Annotated in this window: 8 protein-coding genes, 1 tRNA gene and 3 rRNA genes; 3 read left to right on the forward strand and 9 right to left on the reverse strand. The window is 53.4% G+C overall.

All coding sequences use genetic code 11. The annotated features are described in order from the left end of the window. Positions 1-11: 11 nt before the first annotated feature. From WLO31_RS15400 to WLO31_RS15410, 3 genes are all read left to right on the forward strand, one after another. Entirely contained in the window at positions 12-2,672 is a 2,661-nt protein-coding gene (locus WLO31_RS15400) for a bifunctional acetate--CoA ligase family protein/GNAT family N-acetyltransferase (RefSeq protein WP_435927494.1), read from the forward strand. A gap of 114 nt (positions 2,673-2,786) precedes the next feature. Next, the gene (gene pssA / locus WLO31_RS15405; protein WP_435930631.1) at positions 2,787-4,142 is read left to right on the forward strand and encodes a CDP-diacylglycerol--serine O-phosphatidyltransferase; all 1,356 of its coding nucleotides are present in this window, start codon (positions 2,787-2,789) and stop codon (positions 4,140-4,142) included. Between the two features lie 55 nt (positions 4,143-4,197). Beyond that, a complete protein-coding gene (locus WLO31_RS15410; RefSeq protein WP_435927495.1) occupies positions 4,198-4,521 on the forward strand; it encodes a YfiM family lipoprotein in 324 nt (107 codons plus the stop codon). On the opposite strand, the gene WLO31_RS15415 is transcribed toward WLO31_RS15410, so the two are convergent. From WLO31_RS15415 to rluD, 9 genes are all read right to left on the reverse strand, one after another. Next, on the reverse strand, positions 4,518-5,819 hold the full coding sequence (locus WLO31_RS15415; protein ID WP_435927496.1) for an MFS transporter: 1,302 nt from the start codon (positions 5,817-5,819) through the stop codon (positions 4,518-4,520). The two genes, WLO31_RS15410 and WLO31_RS15415, sit on opposite strands and share 4 nt — an antisense overlap. A gap of 175 nt (positions 5,820-5,994) precedes the next feature. Beyond that, positions 5,995-6,450, reverse strand: coding sequence for a DUF4385 domain-containing protein (locus WLO31_RS15420; protein ID WP_435927497.1), 456 nt, complete (start codon positions 6,448-6,450; stop codon positions 5,995-5,997). A 136-nt stretch (positions 6,451-6,586) separates the two neighbouring features. After that, positions 6,587-6,702: ribosomal RNA gene (gene rrf, locus WLO31_RS15425) — 5S ribosomal RNA — on the reverse strand. 106 nt (positions 6,703-6,808) lie between these two features. Beyond that, positions 6,809-9,716 (reverse strand): 23S ribosomal RNA (locus WLO31_RS15430). Between the two features lie 218 nt (positions 9,717-9,934). Beyond that, a tRNA-Glu gene (locus WLO31_RS15435) sits at positions 9,935-10,010 on the reverse strand. An 89-nt stretch (positions 10,011-10,099) separates the two neighbouring features. After that, positions 10,100-11,642 (reverse strand): 16S ribosomal RNA (locus WLO31_RS15440). The 16S, 23S and 5S rRNA genes sit together here with 1 tRNA gene alongside, the layout of an rRNA operon. Positions 11,643-12,102: 460 nt before the next feature. After that, entirely contained in the window at positions 12,103-14,676 is a 2,574-nt protein-coding gene (gene clpB / locus WLO31_RS15445) for an ATP-dependent chaperone ClpB (RefSeq protein WP_435927498.1), read from the reverse strand. Positions 14,677-14,806: 130 nt separating this feature from the next. Continuing rightward, entirely contained in the window at positions 14,807-15,553 is a 747-nt protein-coding gene (yfiH, locus tag WLO31_RS15450) for a purine nucleoside phosphorylase YfiH (protein ID WP_435927500.1), read from the reverse strand. Next, positions 15,550-16,530 carry a 23S rRNA pseudouridine(1911/1915/1917) synthase RluD gene (gene rluD, locus WLO31_RS15455; RefSeq protein WP_435927501.1) on the reverse strand — a complete coding sequence of 327 codons (981 nt, stop codon included), beginning with the start codon at positions 16,528-16,530 and terminating at the stop codon, positions 15,550-15,552. Before rluD ends, yfiH begins: the two co-directional genes overlap by 4 nt. Positions 16,531-16,579 lie beyond the last annotated feature (49 nt).

Below are 16,579 nucleotides of genomic sequence, written 5' to 3' on the forward strand. Positions count from 1 at the left end.
GGGAGAGAGCAATGAGTCAACGTGGGCTGGAGGCGCTGCTGCGCCCCAAATCGATCGCCGTTATCGGGGCCTCAGCGAAAACCGATCGCGCCGGTTTTCTGATGATGCGCAACCTGCTGGCCGGGGGATTTAATGGTCCCGTTATGCCGGTCACGCCGGTCTATCAGGCCGTTTGCGGCGTCCTTGCCTGGCCTGATATTCCCAGCCTGCCTTTTCCTCCCGATCTCGCGGTGATCTGTACGCATTCAAAACGTAACCTTGCGTTACTGCAGGCCCTCGGTGAAAAGGGCTGTAAGGCGTGCATTATTCTCTCCGCTTCGCCGGAACAACTGCCTGAGCTGTTAGCCTGCGCGAACCGCTGGCAGATACGATTACTTGGCCCTAACAGCCTGGGTTTGCTTGCTCCGTGGCAGGGCCTGAACGCCAGTTTTTCCCCGGTCCCCATTCTGAAAGGCAAACTGGCGTTTATTTCACAATCCGCCGCCGTCTCTAATACGATTCTGGACTGGGCGCAGCAGCGTGAAATGGGCTTCTCCTGGTTTATCGCGCTCGGCGACAGCCTGGATATCGACGTGGATGAATTGCTCGACTACCTGGCGCGCGATACCAAAACCAGCGCCATTCTGCTTTATCTCGAACATCTCAGCGATGCGCGTCGCTTTGTTTCAGCCGCGCGAAGCGCTTCACGCAATAAACCTGTGCTGGTGATTAAAAGCGGCCGTAGCGCCAAAGCGCAGGCTTTGCTGAAAACGCACCCCGGCCTTGACTCAGCCTGGGATGCGGCGATTCAACGCGCCGGCCTGCTGCGCGTGCAGGATACGCATGAACTCTTTTCCGCGGTAGAAACCCTGAGCCATATGCGCCCGCTGCGCGGCGAGAGATTAATGATTATCAGTAACGGGGCGGCTCCTGCGGCTCTTGCGCTGGACGAGCTATGGCTACGTAATGGCAAACTGGCCTCGTTAAGCGAAGAAACGCTGGCGAGGCTGCAGGGCGTCTTACCCGTTAGCGTCGAAAGCGGCAATCCTCTGGATTTACGTGATGATGCAACGCCCGACCGCTATCTGCGCGCGGTTGAAGCGCTGCTCGACAGCCAGGAGTTCGATGCGTTAATGATTATTCACGCTCCCAGCGCCGCGGCTCCCGGAACGGAAAGTGCGGCCAAGCTGATTGAACTCCTGCGCCGCCATCCGCGGGGAAAATACGTCACAATAATCACCAACTGGTGCGGCGAATTCTCTTCGCAGGAAGCACGGCGGCTTTTCAGCGATGCGGGTATACCTACTTATCGCACCCCTGAAGGTACGGTGACGGCGTTCATGCATATGGTTGAATACCGCAGAAACCAGAAGCAGCTGCGCGAAACCCCCGCCCTGCCAGCCAACCTTGCGGCTAATGCCAGCGATGCGCATCGGCTTATCCAGCAGGCCGTCCATGAAGGAGCAACCTCGCTTGATACTCACGAAGTGCGACCCATTTTACAGGCGTATGGCCTGAATACGCTGCCGACCTGGATTGCCGGCGACAGTGCCGAAGCGGTACATATCGCCGAACAGATTGGCTATCCGGTAGCCTTGAAGTTGCGCTCGCCTGATATCCCGCATAAATCGGAAGTTCAGGGCGTAATGCTTTATTTACGTACGGCAAGCGAGGTTCAGCAGGCGGCAAACGCCATTATCGATCGCGTAAAAATGACCTGGCCGCAGGCGCGCATACACGGCTTACTGGTGCAAAGCATGGCAAACCGCGCTGGCGCTCAGGAATTACGCGTGGTGGTGGAGCAGGATCCTGTATTCGGGCCGTTGATTATGCTCGGTGAGGGAGGCATTGAGTGGCGCCCGGACCAGCAGGCCGTCGTCGCCCTGCCTCCGCTTAACATGAATCTCGCCCGCTATCTGGTTATTCAGGCGATAAAAAGCGGCAAGATCCGCGGCCGCAGCGCCCTGCGCCCGCTTGATATTCCAGGCATCAGCCAGGTGCTGGTGCAGGTTTCCGATCTGATCGTTGACTGCCCGGAGATCCACCGTCTGGATATTCATCCTCTGCTGGCCTCAGGAAATGAGTTCACCTTGCTGGATGTTACGTTGCAGCTGGCGCCTTTCGAGGGCGATCCTGATGCACGCCTTGCTGTACGCCCCTATCCCCATCAGCTGGAAGAAAAAGTCGTTCTCAAGGATGGCAACAGCTGTTTGTTTCGCCCGATCCTGCCTGAAGATGAGCCCGAGCTCCGGCAGTTTATCGCTCAGGTGACCAAAGAAGATCTTTATTATCGCTATTTCAGCGAGATAAACGAATTTACCCACGAAGATTTAGCCAACATGACCCAGATCGACTACGATCGGGAAATGGCCTTTGTTGCGGTGCGTCGACAAGACAATCGGGATGAAATTCTGGGTGTCACGCGAGCCATTTCAGATCCCGATAATATCGATGCCGAGTTTGCGGTGCTGGTACGCTCTGATTTAAAAGGCCTGGGGCTGGGCCGTCGATTAATGGAAAAGCTGATTGCCTATACCAGCGCTCACGGCCTTCAAAGGCTAAACGGCATCACGATGCCGAACAATCGGGGCATGGTTACGCTTGCCCGAAAACTGGGATTTGCAGTCGACATACAGCTTGAAGATGGTATCGTTAGCCTGACTTTGCCCCTGGTAAAAAGCGTAGGTTCGTGAGTAAGGTACTGGAAAACTTACTCACTTTGCGGGGCAGTAGTGGTATTATCAGCAAGTTCTGACGTCTGGATTTTGCAGAAGGCCATCCAATGAATAGAGAAGATATGCACTGTGATGTTGTCTAAATTTAAGCGTAATAAACATCAACAACACCTTGCCCAGTTACCAAAGCTTTCTCAGTCAGTTGATGATGTAGAGACCCTTTTCTCCCCTGCGGACTTCCGCGAAGCCTTGCTGCAAAAAATTGCCAGCGCAACGTACCGCGTTTGTATTGTCGCGCTGTACCTGGAGCAGGATGATGGCGGCAACGGCATTCTTTCCGCACTCTATGAAGCAAAGCAAAAACGCCCGGAAATTGAAGCAACGGTTTTAGTCGACTGGCACCGCGCGCAGCGTGGCCGTATCGGCGCGGCCGCAACCGACACCAATGCTGACTGGTATCACCGCATGTCAGAGCGCTATCCCGGCGTGGATATTCCTGTGTATGGCGTGCCCGTTAATACTCGTGAAGCGCTTGGCGTATTACATTTTAAAGGCTTCATCATTGATGACTGCGTCATTTACAGCGGCGCCAGCCTGAACGACGTTTATCTGCATCAGCATGACAAATATCGCTATGACCGCTATCAGATCGTTGGTAATCCACAGCTTGCAGATGTGATGTATGCCTGGGTAAATCAGTATCTGGTGCACGGCCGGGCAGTACATCGTCTTGATATCCCGCATCGTCCAAAGAGTCCGGAAATCAAAAACGACATTCGCCTGTTCCGCCAGGAGCTACGCGACGCCGCGTTCCATTTTCAGGGCAACGCCGACAACGAGCAGCTTTCCGTTACGCCGCTGGTCGGGCTTGGCAAAACCAGCTTGCTCAATAAAACCATCTTCCATCTCATGCCCTGCACAGAGCAAAAGCTGGTTATCTGTACGCCTTATTTTAACCTGCCCGCGGTGCTGGTGCGTAATATTATTCAGCTGCTGCGCGACGGCAAACAGGTGGAAATTATCGTTGGCGACAAAACCGCTAACGACTTTTATATTCCCGAAGATGAGCCCTTTAAGATCATCGGGGCCCTGCCTTATCTGTACGAAATCAATCTGCGTCGCTTCCTGAGCCGCCTGCAGTATTACGTAAATAGCGGGCAACTTATCGTTCGCCTGTGGAAAGACGAGGATAACAGCTATCACCTGAAAGGCATGTGGGTTGATGACGAGTGGATGCTGCTTACCGGAAATAATCTAAACCCGCGGGCGTGGCGTTTAGATCTGGAAAACGCGCTGTTGATCCACGATCCGAAACAGGAGCTGGCGCCGCTTCGCCTCCGCGAACTGGAACTGATCCGCACTCATACAACGGTAGTAAAGCACTATCGCGACCTGCAAAGCATTGCCGAATATCCGGTAAAAGTCCGTAAGTTGATTCGGCGTCTGCGCCGTATTCGCATCGACAGGCTGATAAGTCGTATTCTCTGATTCATCTATAATTAAGGCCCTGCTTCGCAGGGCTTTTTTATTGGCGAGGATGAAGATGCAAAGGATAATCTTACCGGCAATATTTCTCTTAAGCGGCTGCAGCCATATGGCTCAGGATCGGTGGCATGGCCAGGACAAAGCTCAACATTTTATGGCGTCGGCTATTCTCGCCGCCGCAGGCAATGAGTATGGGCAACGGCAAGGCCTGAGCAATTCACGCAGCGCAAACTTTGGTTTTCTTTTTTCAGTAAGCCTTGGCGCATCGAAAGAGCTATGGGATAGCCGCCCCACGGGAAGCGGCTGGAGCTGGAAGGACTTCAGCTGGGACATAGCCGGTGCGGCCACCGGCTATGCAATGTGGCGGCTGGCCGAATACTAAAGTTTGATACCTTTCCCTTTCCGATGCAGCATCAGCGATACCAGGAAAGCCACCGCGCCCATGGTTGAAACGTACCAGAAGAATGCCGTCTCCATGCCCATTGATTTGAGCGAGAGCGCGACATATTCGGCAGAGCCGCCGAATAGCGCATTCGCTACGGCGTAGGAAAGCCCCACTCCCAGAGCGCGAACCTCTGGCGGAAACATCTCTGCTTTAAGGATGCCGCTTATCGAGGTGTAGAAACTTACGACCAGCATCGCCAGCATGACCAGCCCAAACGCCGCGTAAGGTGAGCTAATATTCTGCAAAGCGGTGAGCACAGGTACCGTCACAATCGCCGCAAGGCTACCAAAACATAACATTGACGTGCGGCGGCCAATCTTGTCGGAGAGGGCGCCAAACAGCGGCTGCATCAGCATAAAAATGAACAGGGCAAAGGTCATGATCGCACTTGCCACGTTAGCATGCATGCCTGCGGTATTTACCAGATACTTCTGCATATACGTCGTGAAGGTGTAAAAGCTGAGCGAGCCGGCGGCGGTAAAGCCCAGAACCATCATAAAGGCACGGCGATTCTTCCACAGCCCAGCCAGCGTGCCTGCATCTTTGTGGTTGCGGGTTGCCTTATCCGATGTCTCATTCAGCGAGCGGCGCAGGTACAGGGCAACAACAGCTAACACGGCGCCGAGAGCGAAAGGTATTCGCCAGCCCCAGCTGCGCAGCTCGCCCTCACTTAAAACCTGCTGAAGCACAACCACGACCAGCAACGCCAAAAGCTGTCCTCCGATTAGCGTCACATACTGAAAGGAGGCATAAAAACCTTTTCGTCCTTCAACGGCGACTTCGCTCATATAGGTCGCGCTCGTACCGTATTCACCGCCAACGGATAATCCCTGGAATAAGCGCGCCAGCAAGAGAAGCGCTGGTGCCCATGTCCCAATTGCGGTGTAGCCCGGCAGGCAGGCAATAACCAGAGAGCCAAAGCACATCATACATACAGAGATTAACAATGAGGTTTTTCGCCCGTGCTTATCAGCGATGTAGCCAAACAGCCAGCCGCCAATCGGACGCATTAAAAAACCGGCCGCAAAAACGCCCGCAGTCTGAAGAAGTTGTGTTGTGGTATTACCGGAAGGAAAGAAAATATGGGCAAAATAAAGGGAGCAGAATGAGTAAACGTAAAAATCGAACCACTCAACCAGGTTCCCCGACGAGGCACCAACAATGGCCCAGATACGACGGCGTGTATCGCCCGAAGTCAGAGCGGATTTATCTTCAGGTACGGCTGTTTCTGTCATTATAATATTCTCCTGTTTTCCATAGGGGGCAATCAGCCCGTGTTATAGTAAAGCAGGGTACTAATTTGATGGCTTCTCATTAACAGTTACCAATCATTCTATTAACATGTTTTGTGAGAAGAGTTGTAGTTTCTTGCAAGTGACAGGAAATATTGCGCGGCCAGAGGCGGTATATTTAGCCCCACTTTTGTTGATGCGCTTTTTTACGGCGGATGTAGTCTTCATCGCCACGCAGCCGATCCCAGTAATCTTTAAAGATCCGGGCTGAATCAGCCTTTATCGGATCGTTACCTCGCGGCAGCTCTTTACCCTGAGCATCATATTTACGGCCGCCTTTATGGTTCGCGTAACGTCGGGCTCTGGTATAACCCATCTGGATAAACTTACGCGCCATATCCATACCAACGAAATCGTCGGCCTGGCGATAATTTTCAAAGAGCTGATAGATTTTTTCCGCTGACTGCGTTGCGGTTTCGGGATCTTTAAAGCGCCAGAACGGCAGGATTTCACTTTTATAAGGTTCTACCAGCAATACGCCCTGCTCTCCCCGACCAACCTGATAGCGTTCCGGCTGCTTACGAAAATCGATATCTGAAAAAGCCTGCTGATAGTCAAATTCGCGCTTGGGCAAGGGATGCTCTCCAGGGAGTAAAAGTTCCTTTTAGCCTGGCAGAAGGGAGTTTTTTTGCAAAAATCAGAATGGATTGCCCGAGTAGTAAGCAAGAAAAGGCCCCGTGCTTTCGCACGGGGCCCTGTCTTTGTTTGGAGCCTGGCAGTTCCCTACTCTCGCATGGGGAGACCCCACACTACCATCGGCGCTACGGCGTTTCACTTCTGAGTTCGGCATGGGGTCAGGTGGGACCACCGCGCTGTTGCCGCCAGGCATATTCTGTACCGCTGACCGTCACCTTAAACACGTGACCACCGGCGTCAATCCTGAACATCGCTGAAAATTAAATCGTCTCTCACCAAAACACCTTCGGTGTTGTAAGGTTAAGCCTCACGGATCATTAGTACTGGTTAGCTCAATGCATCGCTGCACTTACACACCCAGCCTATCAACGTCGTCGTCTTCAACGTTCCTTCAGGACCCTTGAAGGGTCAGGGAGAATTCATCTCGGGGCAAGTTTCGCGCTTAGATGCTTTCAGCGCTTATCTCTTCCGCATTTAGCTACCGGGCAGTGCCATTGGCATGACAACCCGAACACCAGTGATGCGTCCACTCCGGTCCTCTCGTACTAGGAGCAGCCCCCCTCAATTCTCCAGCGCCCACGGCAGATAGGGACCGAACTGTCTCACGACGTTCTAAACCCAGCTCGCGTACCACTTTAAATGGCGAACAGCCATACCCTTGGGACCTACTTCAGCCCCAGGATGTGATGAGCCGACATCGAGGTGCCAAACACCGCCGTCGATATGAACTCTTGGGCGGTATCAGCCTGTTATCCCCGGAGTACCTTTTATCCGTTGAGCGATGGCCCTTCCATGCAGAACCACCGGATCACTAAGACCTGCTTTCGCACCTGCTCGAGCCGTCACTCTCGCAGTCAAGCCAGCTTATGCCTTTGCACTAACCTCACGATGTCCGACCGTGATTAGCTGACCTTCGTGCTCCTCCGTTACGCTTTAGGAGGAGACCGCCCCAGTCAAACTACCCACCAGACACTGTCCGCAACCCGGGTAACGGGTCCACGTTAGAACACCAGCCATTAAAGGGTGGTATTTCAAGGATGGCTCCACGCAGACTGGCGTCCGCGCTTCAAAGCCTCCCACCTATCCTGCACATCAAGGACCAGTGTTCAGTGTCAAGCTGTAGTAAAGGTTCACGGGGTCTTTCCGTCTTGCCGCGGGTACACTGCATCTTCACAGCGATTTCAATTTCACTGAGTCTCGGGTGGAGACAGCCTGGCCATCATTACGCCATTCGTGCAGGTCGGAACTTACCCGACAAGGAATTTCGCTACCTTAGGACCGTTATAGTTACGGCCGCCGTTTACCGGGGCTTCGATCAGGAGCTTCAGCTTGCGCTTAACCCCATCAATTAACCTTCCGGCACCGGGCAGGCGTCACACCGTATACGTCCACTTTCGTGTTTGCACAGTGCTGTGTTTTTAATAAACAGTTGCAGCCAGCTGGTATCTTCGACTGGCTTCAGCTCCACGGGTAAACCGCTTCACCTACGCGCCAGCGTGCCTTCTCCCGAAGTTACGGCACCATTTTGCCTAGTTCCTTCACCCGAGTTCTCTCAAGCGCCTTGGTATTCTCTACCTGACCACCTGTGTCGGTTTGGGGTACGATTCTGTGTCACCTGGAGCTTAGAGGCTTTTCCTGGAAGTGTGGCATTTGTCACTTCAGCACCGTGGTGCCTCGTCATCACGCCTCAGTGTTAAAGAAGACCGGATTTGCCTGGTCCTCACACCTTCACGCTTAAACCGGGACAACCGTCGCCCGGCCGACATAGCCTTCTCCGTCCCCCCTTCGCAGTGACACCGAGTACAGGAATATTAACCTGTTTCCCATCGACTACGCCTTTCGGCCTCGCCTTAGGGGTCGACTCACCCTGCCCCGATTAACGTTGGACAGGAACCCTTGGTCTTCCGGCGAGCGGGCTTTTCACCCGCTTTATCGTTACTTATGTCAGCATTCGCACTTCTGATACCTCCAGCAGCCCTCACAGGCCACCTTCAACGGCTTACAGAACGCTCCCCTACCCAACAACGCATAAGCGTCGCTGCCGCAGCTTCGGTGCATGGTTTAGCCCCGTTACATCTTCCGCGCAGGCCGACTCGACCAGTGAGCTATTACGCTTTCTTTAAATGATGGCTGCTTCTAAGCCAACATCCTGGCTGTCTGTGCCTTCCCACATCGTTTCCCACTTAACCATGACTTTGGGACCTTAGCTGGCGGTCTGGGTTGTTTCCCTCTTCACGACGGACGTTAGCACCCGCCGTGTGTCTCCCGTGATAACATTCTCCGGTATTCGCAGTTTGCATCGGGTTGGTAAGCCGGGATGGCCCCCTAGCCGAAACAGTGCTCTACCCCCGGAGATGAATTCACGAGGCGCTACCTAAATAGCTTTCGGGGAGAACCAGCTATCTCCCGGTTTGATTGGCCTTTCACCCCCAGCCACAGGTCATCCGCTAATTTTTCAACATTAGTCGGTTCGGTCCTCCAGTTAGTGTTACCCAACCTTCAACCTGCCCATGGCTAGATCACCGGGTTTCGGGTCTATACCCTGCAACTTAACGCCCAGTTAAGACTCGGTTTCCCTGCGGCTCCCCTATACGGTTAACCTTGCTACAGAATATAAGTCGCTGACCCATTATACAAAAGGTACGCAGTCACCCCATAAAAGAGGCTCCCACTGCTTGTACGTACACGGTTTCAGGTTCTGTTTCACTCCCCTCGCCGGGGTTCTTTTCGCCTTTCCCTCACGGTACTGGTTCACTATCGGTCAGTCAGGAGTATTTAGCCTTGGAGGATGGTCCCCCCATATTCAGACAGGATACCACGTGTCCCGCCCTACTCGTCGAACTCACAGTAAGTGTGTCTTTGTGTACGGGAGTATCACCCTGTACCCTGCGCTTTTCCAGACGCTTCCACTGACACACAGACTGATGCTGGTTCTGGGCTGTTCCCCGTTCGCTCGCCGCTACTGGGGGAATCTCGGTTGATTTCTTTTCCTCGGGGTACTTAGATGTTTCAGTTCCCCCGGTTCGCTTCGTTAAGCTATGTATTCACTTAACGATAGTGCAACGGATTGCACTGGGTTTCCCCATTCGGAAATCGCCGGGTATAACGGTTCATATCACCTTACCGGCGCTTATCGCAGATTAGCACGTCCTTCATCGCCTCTGACTGCCAGGGCATCCACCGTGTACGCTTGGTCGCTTAACCTCACAACCCGAAGGTGTCTCGTGAGACACACCCGTCTGTTGTGAAAAGTTGAGAGACTCGGACACACCGCTTATCTGTTCCTGTTACGGAGAACAGACACAGTGTGTCGTTTCAATTTTCAGCTTGTTCCGGATTTTTAAAGAGCAATATCTTAAAGCCGACTGTAAAAGTCAGTTTTAAGATATTCGTTGGTAATGTCTTTCACACATTACCGGAGATGGCGTCCCCAAGGGGATTCGAACCCCTGTTACAGCCGTGAAAGGGCAGTGTCCTGGGCCTCTAGACGATGGGGACACGAATGATCCTGTGTTGCAGGATATCGCTTGCTCATTTACTTCTATCAGACAATCTGTGTGGACACTGCGCGGAACGTATCTTTCAGGTAAGGAGGTGATCCAACCGCAGGTTCCCCTACGGTTACCTTGTTACGACTTCACCCCAGTCATGAATCACAAAGTGGTAAGCGCCCTCCCGGAGGTTAAGCTACCTACTTCTTTTGCAACCCACTCCCATGGTGTGACGGGCGGTGTGTACAAGGCCCGGGAACGTATTCACCGTGGCATTCTGATCCACGATTACTAGCGATTCCGACTTCACGGAGTCGAGTTGCAGACTCCGATCCGGACTACGACGCACTTTATGAGGTCCGCTTGCTCTCGCGAGGTCGCTTCTCTTTGTATGCGCCATTGTAGCACGTGTGTAGCCCTACTCGTAAGGGCCATGATGACTTGACGTCATCCCCACCTTCCTCCAGTTTATCACTGGCAGTCTCCTTTGAGTTCCCGACATTACTCGCTGGCAACAAAGGATAAGGGTTGCGCTCGTTGCGGGACTTAACCCAACATTTCACAACACGAGCTGACGACAGCCATGCAGCACCTGTCTCAGAGTTCCCGAAGGCACCAAGCCATCTCTGGCAAGTTCTCTGGATGTCAAGAGTAGGTAAGGTTCTTCGCGTTGCATCGAATTAAACCACATGCTCCACCGCTTGTGCGGGCCCCCGTCAATTCATTTGAGTTTTAACCTTGCGGCCGTACTCCCCAGGCGGTCGACTTAACGCGTTAGCTCCGGAAGCCACGCCTCAAGGGCACAACCTCCAAGTCGACATCGTTTACGGCGTGGACTACCAGGGTATCTAATCCTGTTTGCTCCCCACGCTTTCGCACCTGAGCGTCAGTCTTTGTCCAGGGGGCCGCCTTCGCCACCGGTATTCCTCCAGATCTCTACGCATTTCACCGCTACACCTGGAATTCTACCCCCCTCTACAAGACTCTAGCCTGCCAGTTTCGGATGCAGTTCCCGGGTTGAGCCCGGGGATTTCACATCCGACTTGACAGACCGCCTGCGTGCGCTTTACGCCCAGTAATTCCGATTAACGCTTGCACCCTCCGTATTACCGCGGCTGCTGGCACGGAGTTAGCCGGTGCTTCTTCTGCGGGTAACGTCAATCGGCGCGGTTATTAACCGCACCGCCTTCCTCCCCGCTGAAAGTACTTTACAACCCGAAGGCCTTCTTCATACACGCGGCATGGCTGCATCAGGCTTGCGCCCATTGTGCAATATTCCCCACTGCTGCCTCCCGTAGGAGTCTGGACCGTGTCTCAGTTCCAGTGTGGCTGGTCATCCTCTCAGACCAGCTAGGGATCGTCGCTTTGGTGAGCCGTTACCTCACCAACTGGCTAATCCCATCTGGGCACATCTGATGGCAAGAGGCCCGAAGGTCCCCCTCTTTGGTCTTGCGACGTTATGCGGTATTAGCCACCGTTTCCAGTGGTTATCCCCCGCCATCAGGCAGTTTCCCAGACATTACTCACCCGTCCGCCGCTCGCCGGCAAAGTAGCAAGCTACTTTCCGCTGCCGCTCGACTTGCATGTGTTAGGCCTGCCGCCAGCGTTCAATCTGAGCCATGATCAAACTCTTCAATTAAAAGCTTGATTTGCTTACATCTGTAAGCGGTGCTCAAAGATTACATTCACATAATTCATAATGAATTACTGTCTGGTCACTTTAAGGCTTGATATTTTTTTGCATCCGGAGATGCTGAGATATCAATCCTGCGAGTGCCCACACAGATTGTCTGATAAATTGTTAAAGAGCGTGCAACGAGCGGCTGAGCCTGCTGTTGCGAGGTGGCGTATATTACGCTTTCCTCCTGCAGAGTCAAGCGTTTATTTTCGCTTTCGTCTGCCTGACGGGCCGGTTTGTAAGCCGTTGTGCCGTGTCAGTGGAGGCGCAGTATAGGGATTTTTCGGAGGCTGACAAGTATAAAATAGAAAAAACTTATCGTTTGCTTATTTTCCAGGCAATAACGCTGTCATCTACCGCTTTTCGCCTGGTTTTTAAACAAAAACGAGCCCGTCTGGGCTCGTTTTTACTTTTTACCGCATCACTGTAATGCGACGATACGATCGTCTTTTACTTCCAGCTTGATCGTTTTTCCCGGAACCAGCTCACCTGAAAGGATTTGCTGAGCCAGCGGGTTTTCGATTTGCTGTTGAATCGCACGTTTCAGCGGACGCGCGCCGTAAACCGGGTCGTACCCGTTTTCGCTCAGCAGCTTCAGCGCATCGTCGGAAATAGTGACTTCATAGCCACGCTCTTCCAGACGTTTGTACAGCCGCTGCAGCTGAATCTGCGCAATAGAAGCAATGTGACGCTCGCCCAGCGGGTGGAATACCACAACTTCATCTATACGGTTGAGGAACTCCGGACGGAAACTATGGCTGACAACGCCCAGCACCAACTCCTTCATATGGCCGTAGTCCAGCTCGCCAAAACGCTCCTGAATTAAATCCGACCCCAGGTTCGAGGTCATAATAACGACGGTGTTTCTGAAGTCGACCGTTCTGCCCTGCCCGTCGGTAAGCCGGCCATCATCCAGTACCTGCAGCAGAATGTTGAAGACATCCGGATGCGCCTTCTCGATTTCATCCAGCAAAATCACCGAATAAGGACGGCGGCGAACCGCTTCGGTCAGATAGCCACCCTCTTCATAACCTACATAGCCCGGAGGTGCCCCAACCAGACGCGACACCGAATGTTTTTCCATAAACTCGGACATATCGATCCGTACCATCGCATCGTCGCTATCAAACATAAAGTTCGCCAGCGTCTTGCACAGCTCGGTTTTACCCACCCCGGTCGGCCCAAGGAACAGGAACGAGCCAATCGGACGATTTGGATCGGATAATCCCGCCCGGCTGCGGCGAATAGCATTCGAAACTGCTTCAACAGCTTCATCCTGACCAATAACCCTGTGGTGCAGATCGTGCTCCATGCGCAGCAGTTTCTCACGCTCGCCTTCAAGCATGCGGGCAACAGGGATCCCCGTCCAGCGCGCCAGAACATCAGCGATTTCTACATCGGTTACTTTATTACGCAGCAGGCGCATGGTTTTGCCTTCGCTGTGCGTCGCTACTTCAAGCTGTTTCTCAAGCTCCGGGATTTTCCCGTATTGCAGTTCGGACATGCGGGCCAGATCGCCAACGCGGCGAGCCTGCTCGATAGCAATTTTCGCCTGCTCCAGCTCGGCTTTAATGGTCTGCGTGCCGGAAAGCGAGGCTTTCTCCGCTTTCCACTCTTCTTCCAGCACCGAATATTCGCGCTCTTTCTGCCCTAACTCTTCCTCAAGCATGCTCAGGCGCTTCTGGCTGGCTTCGTCAGATTCTTTCTTTAACGCCTGCTGTTCCAGTTTGAGCTGGATGATACGGCGATCGAGACGGTCAAGCTCTTCCGGCTTCGAGTCGATTTGCATACGAATGCTGGAAGCGGCTTCATCGATCAGGTCGATGGCTTTATCCGGCAGCTGGCGATCGGCGATGTAGCGGTGAGATAACGTCGCCGCCGCAACGATTGCCGGGTCCGTAATTTGCACATGGTGGTGCAGCTCGTAGCGTTCTTTCAGCCCACGCAAAATAGCGATGGTGTCTTCAACGGAAGGCTCCGCGACAAACACCTTCTGGAAGCGACGCTCAAGCGCGGCATCCTTTTCTATATACTGACGATATTCGTCAAGCGTCGTTGCGCCCACGCAATGGAGCTCACCCCGCGCCAAGGCAGGTTTAAGCATATTGCCTGCGTCCATTGCGCCGTCTGCTTTACCCGCGCCGACCATGGTATGCAGTTCGTCAATAAACAGAATGACGTTGCCTTCCTGTTTTGAAAGATCGTTAAGCACGGCTTTCAGACGCTCTTCAAATTCACCGCGATATTTCGCCCCGGCCACCAGCGCGCCCATATCCAGAGCCAGTACGCGACGGCCTTTTAAACCTTCCGGTACTTCACCATTAATGATGCGCTGCGCCAGGCCTTCAACGATGGCTGTTTTACCCACGCCGGGTTCGCCGATGAGCACAGGGTTGTTCTTGGTACGACGCTGCAATACCTGAATGGTGCGGCGAATTTCTTCATCGCGACCGATAACCGGATCGAGCTTGCCCTGCTCGGCCCGCTCGGTAAGGTCGACGGTATATTTTTTCAATGCCTGACGTTGGTCTTCGGCACTCTGATCGTTCACGCTTTCGCCTCCACGCATTTGCTCAATCGCAGATGTCACATTTGCCGTGGTGGCGCCCGCTGATTTCAGTAAGTCGGTTAATGTGCCGCGCGATTCAAGCGCAGCCAGAACAAAGAGTTCTGACGAGATAAAATTGTCGTTTCGTTTTTGTGCGAGCTTGTCGCAAAGATTAAGCACGCGCATCAAATCCTGCGAAGGCTGCACATCACCACCGGTTCCTTCAACCTGCGGTAAGCGGCTCAACGCCTGTTCGATTGCCGTGCGTAGCTGCCCCGCATTGACGCCGGCGGAGGTCAGTAAAGGACGTACGGATCCTCCTTCCTGATTGAGCAGCGCGCTCATCAGATGCAGAGGTTCGATGAATTGATTGTCGTGCCCGAGAGCCAAAGACTGGGCATCGGCGAGGGCAAGCTGGAATTTATTGGTAAGACGATCCAGACGCATAACTCCTCCCATATACAGGTCAAATTTGCTACTGGAGATTAAATGAGGTCATCCCTCAATTATTCAAGGTTAATGACCTGAAATATGTAAGCGTTGAGTTACCCGCACTGGATCGTCTTGATTCTATAGGTTATATCAGCCAAATAAAACTTGCCATACGGCCGGTGATTCTGTCGCGGCGATAAGAGAAAAAATCTCCCGCTTCGCTATGCGTACAGCGATCCCCGCCGTAGACCCGTTCGATGCCTGTATTCGCAAGACGCTGGCGTGCAAGGGTGTAAATATCAGCATAATACTTTTCGCCCACCGGCTGGAAAGCTGCTTCCGCTTTCGCATCTTTTGCCACAAACGCTTCGTAAACTTCCGGGCCAACTTCGAACGCGCCCGGACCGATAGCTGGCCCAAGCCAGGCTATGATATTTTCCGGCTTATCCCTGAAGCAAGCGACCGTCTCTTCAAGAACACCTTCGCATAAGCCCCGCCATCCCGCATGCGCTGCGGCAACTTCTGTTCCGGACTTATTACAGAATAGCACCGGTAGACAATCCGCAGTCATTACCGCACAAACCGTACCCGGCGTATCGCTGTAAGAAGCATCCGCTCGCTTTGAAGCATAGGGCTCGCCGGTCAGTCTTAATACCGCTGTTCCATGTACCTGCTCAAGCCAGACGGGCTTTGAAGGCAAATCAGCCGCAGCATAAAAAAGATGTCGGTTTTCTTCGACATGTTCAGGCTTATCGCCGCAGTGGGCGCCAAGATTGAGCGAGTCGTAGGGAGCATGGCTGACCCCGCCGATACGGGTTGAGCTACAGGCGCCAACGCCTTGCGGAATCGGCCATTCCGGGATAATCAATTGCGGGGTCAGCGTTTTACTCATAACCAGTCCAGCTGATCCTTATGGGCTTCCGTATCCACGCGCAGCGCTTCGATCAGCTCCACCATGTCCTGGGGAATCGGCGCATGCCATTCCATCAGCATGCCGCTAACCGGATGATAAAGACGCAACATTGTCGCGTGTAGCGCCTGGCGGTCAAACTTACGCAGCACCGCGACAAACTCCTCCGACGCGCCTTTTGGCGGACGCGGACGGCCGCCGTATAGCTGATCGCCAACCAGCGGATGCGTGATGTGGGCCATGTGAACTCGAATCTGGTGAGTACGGCCTGTTTCCAGACGTAAACGCAGACGAGTATGCACGCGGAAGTGCTCCATAATGCGATAGTGCGTGACCGCTGGTTTACCCATCGGATGAACGGACATATGCGTACGTTTGGTTGGATGACGGCTGATCGGCTCTTCTACCGTGCCGCCCGCGGTCATATGGCCAATGGCGACCGCCTCATACTCACGGGTGATCTCACGCAGCTGCAGCGATTCCACCAGGCGAGTTTGGGCGGGAACGGTCTTGGCCACCACCATTAAGCCCGTGGTGTCTTTATCCAGACGGTGAACGATGCCCGCACGCGGCACATCGGCAATCGGTGGATAATAATGCAGCAATGCGTTCAGCACCGTGCCGTCCGGGTTGCCAGCGCCCGGGTGAACAACAAAGTCACGAGGCTTATTGATGACCAGAATGTCATCATCCTCGTAGACAATATTGAGTGGGATATCCTGCGCTTCCCAGCGTACATCCTCTTCGATTTCGGCATTGATGGTAACGCTTTCGCCACCCAACACTTTTTCTTTCGGTTTGTCGCTGACTTTGCCATTGACCAGCACGCGCTGGTCAAGAATCCATTCTTTTATACGCGAACGTGAATAATCCGGGAACAATTCGGCCAAAGCCTGATCTAAGCGTTGACCGAGTTGAGATTCGGATACTGTTGCGTTGAGTTGTACTAGTTGTGCCATAGACAGCTTCTTCGTTAACGTTGGGTTTTACGGCAATGCCGTTTAATAT

The sequence above is a fragment of the Dryocola sharpae genome (assembly GCF_051307055.1).
Taxonomy (GTDB): domain Bacteria; phylum Pseudomonadota; class Gammaproteobacteria; order Enterobacterales; family Enterobacteriaceae; genus Dryocola.

Coding starts and splice junctions, on each gene's coding strand:
- rluD (WP_435927501.1), bottom strand. CDS start 16,530: ATGGCACAACTAGTACAACTCAACGCAACAGTATCCGAATCTCAACTC.
- yfiH (WP_435927500.1), bottom strand. CDS start 15,553: ATGAGTAAAACGCTGACCCCGCAATTGATTATCCCGGAATGGCCGATT.
- pssA (WP_435930631.1), top strand. CDS start 2,787: ATGTTGTCTAAATTTAAGCGTAATAAACATCAACAACACCTTGCCCAG.
- clpB (WP_435927498.1), bottom strand. CDS start 14,676: ATGCGTCTGGATCGTCTTACCAATAAATTCCAGCTTGCCCTCGCCGAT.
- WLO31_RS15410 (WP_435927495.1), top strand. CDS start 4,198: ATGCAAAGGATAATCTTACCGGCAATATTTCTCTTAAGCGGCTGCAGC.
- WLO31_RS15400 (WP_435927494.1), top strand. CDS start 12: ATGAGTCAACGTGGGCTGGAGGCGCTGCTGCGCCCCAAATCGATCGCC.
- WLO31_RS15415 (WP_435927496.1), bottom strand. CDS start 5,819: ATGACAGAAACAGCCGTACCTGAAGATAAATCCGCTCTGACTTCGGGC.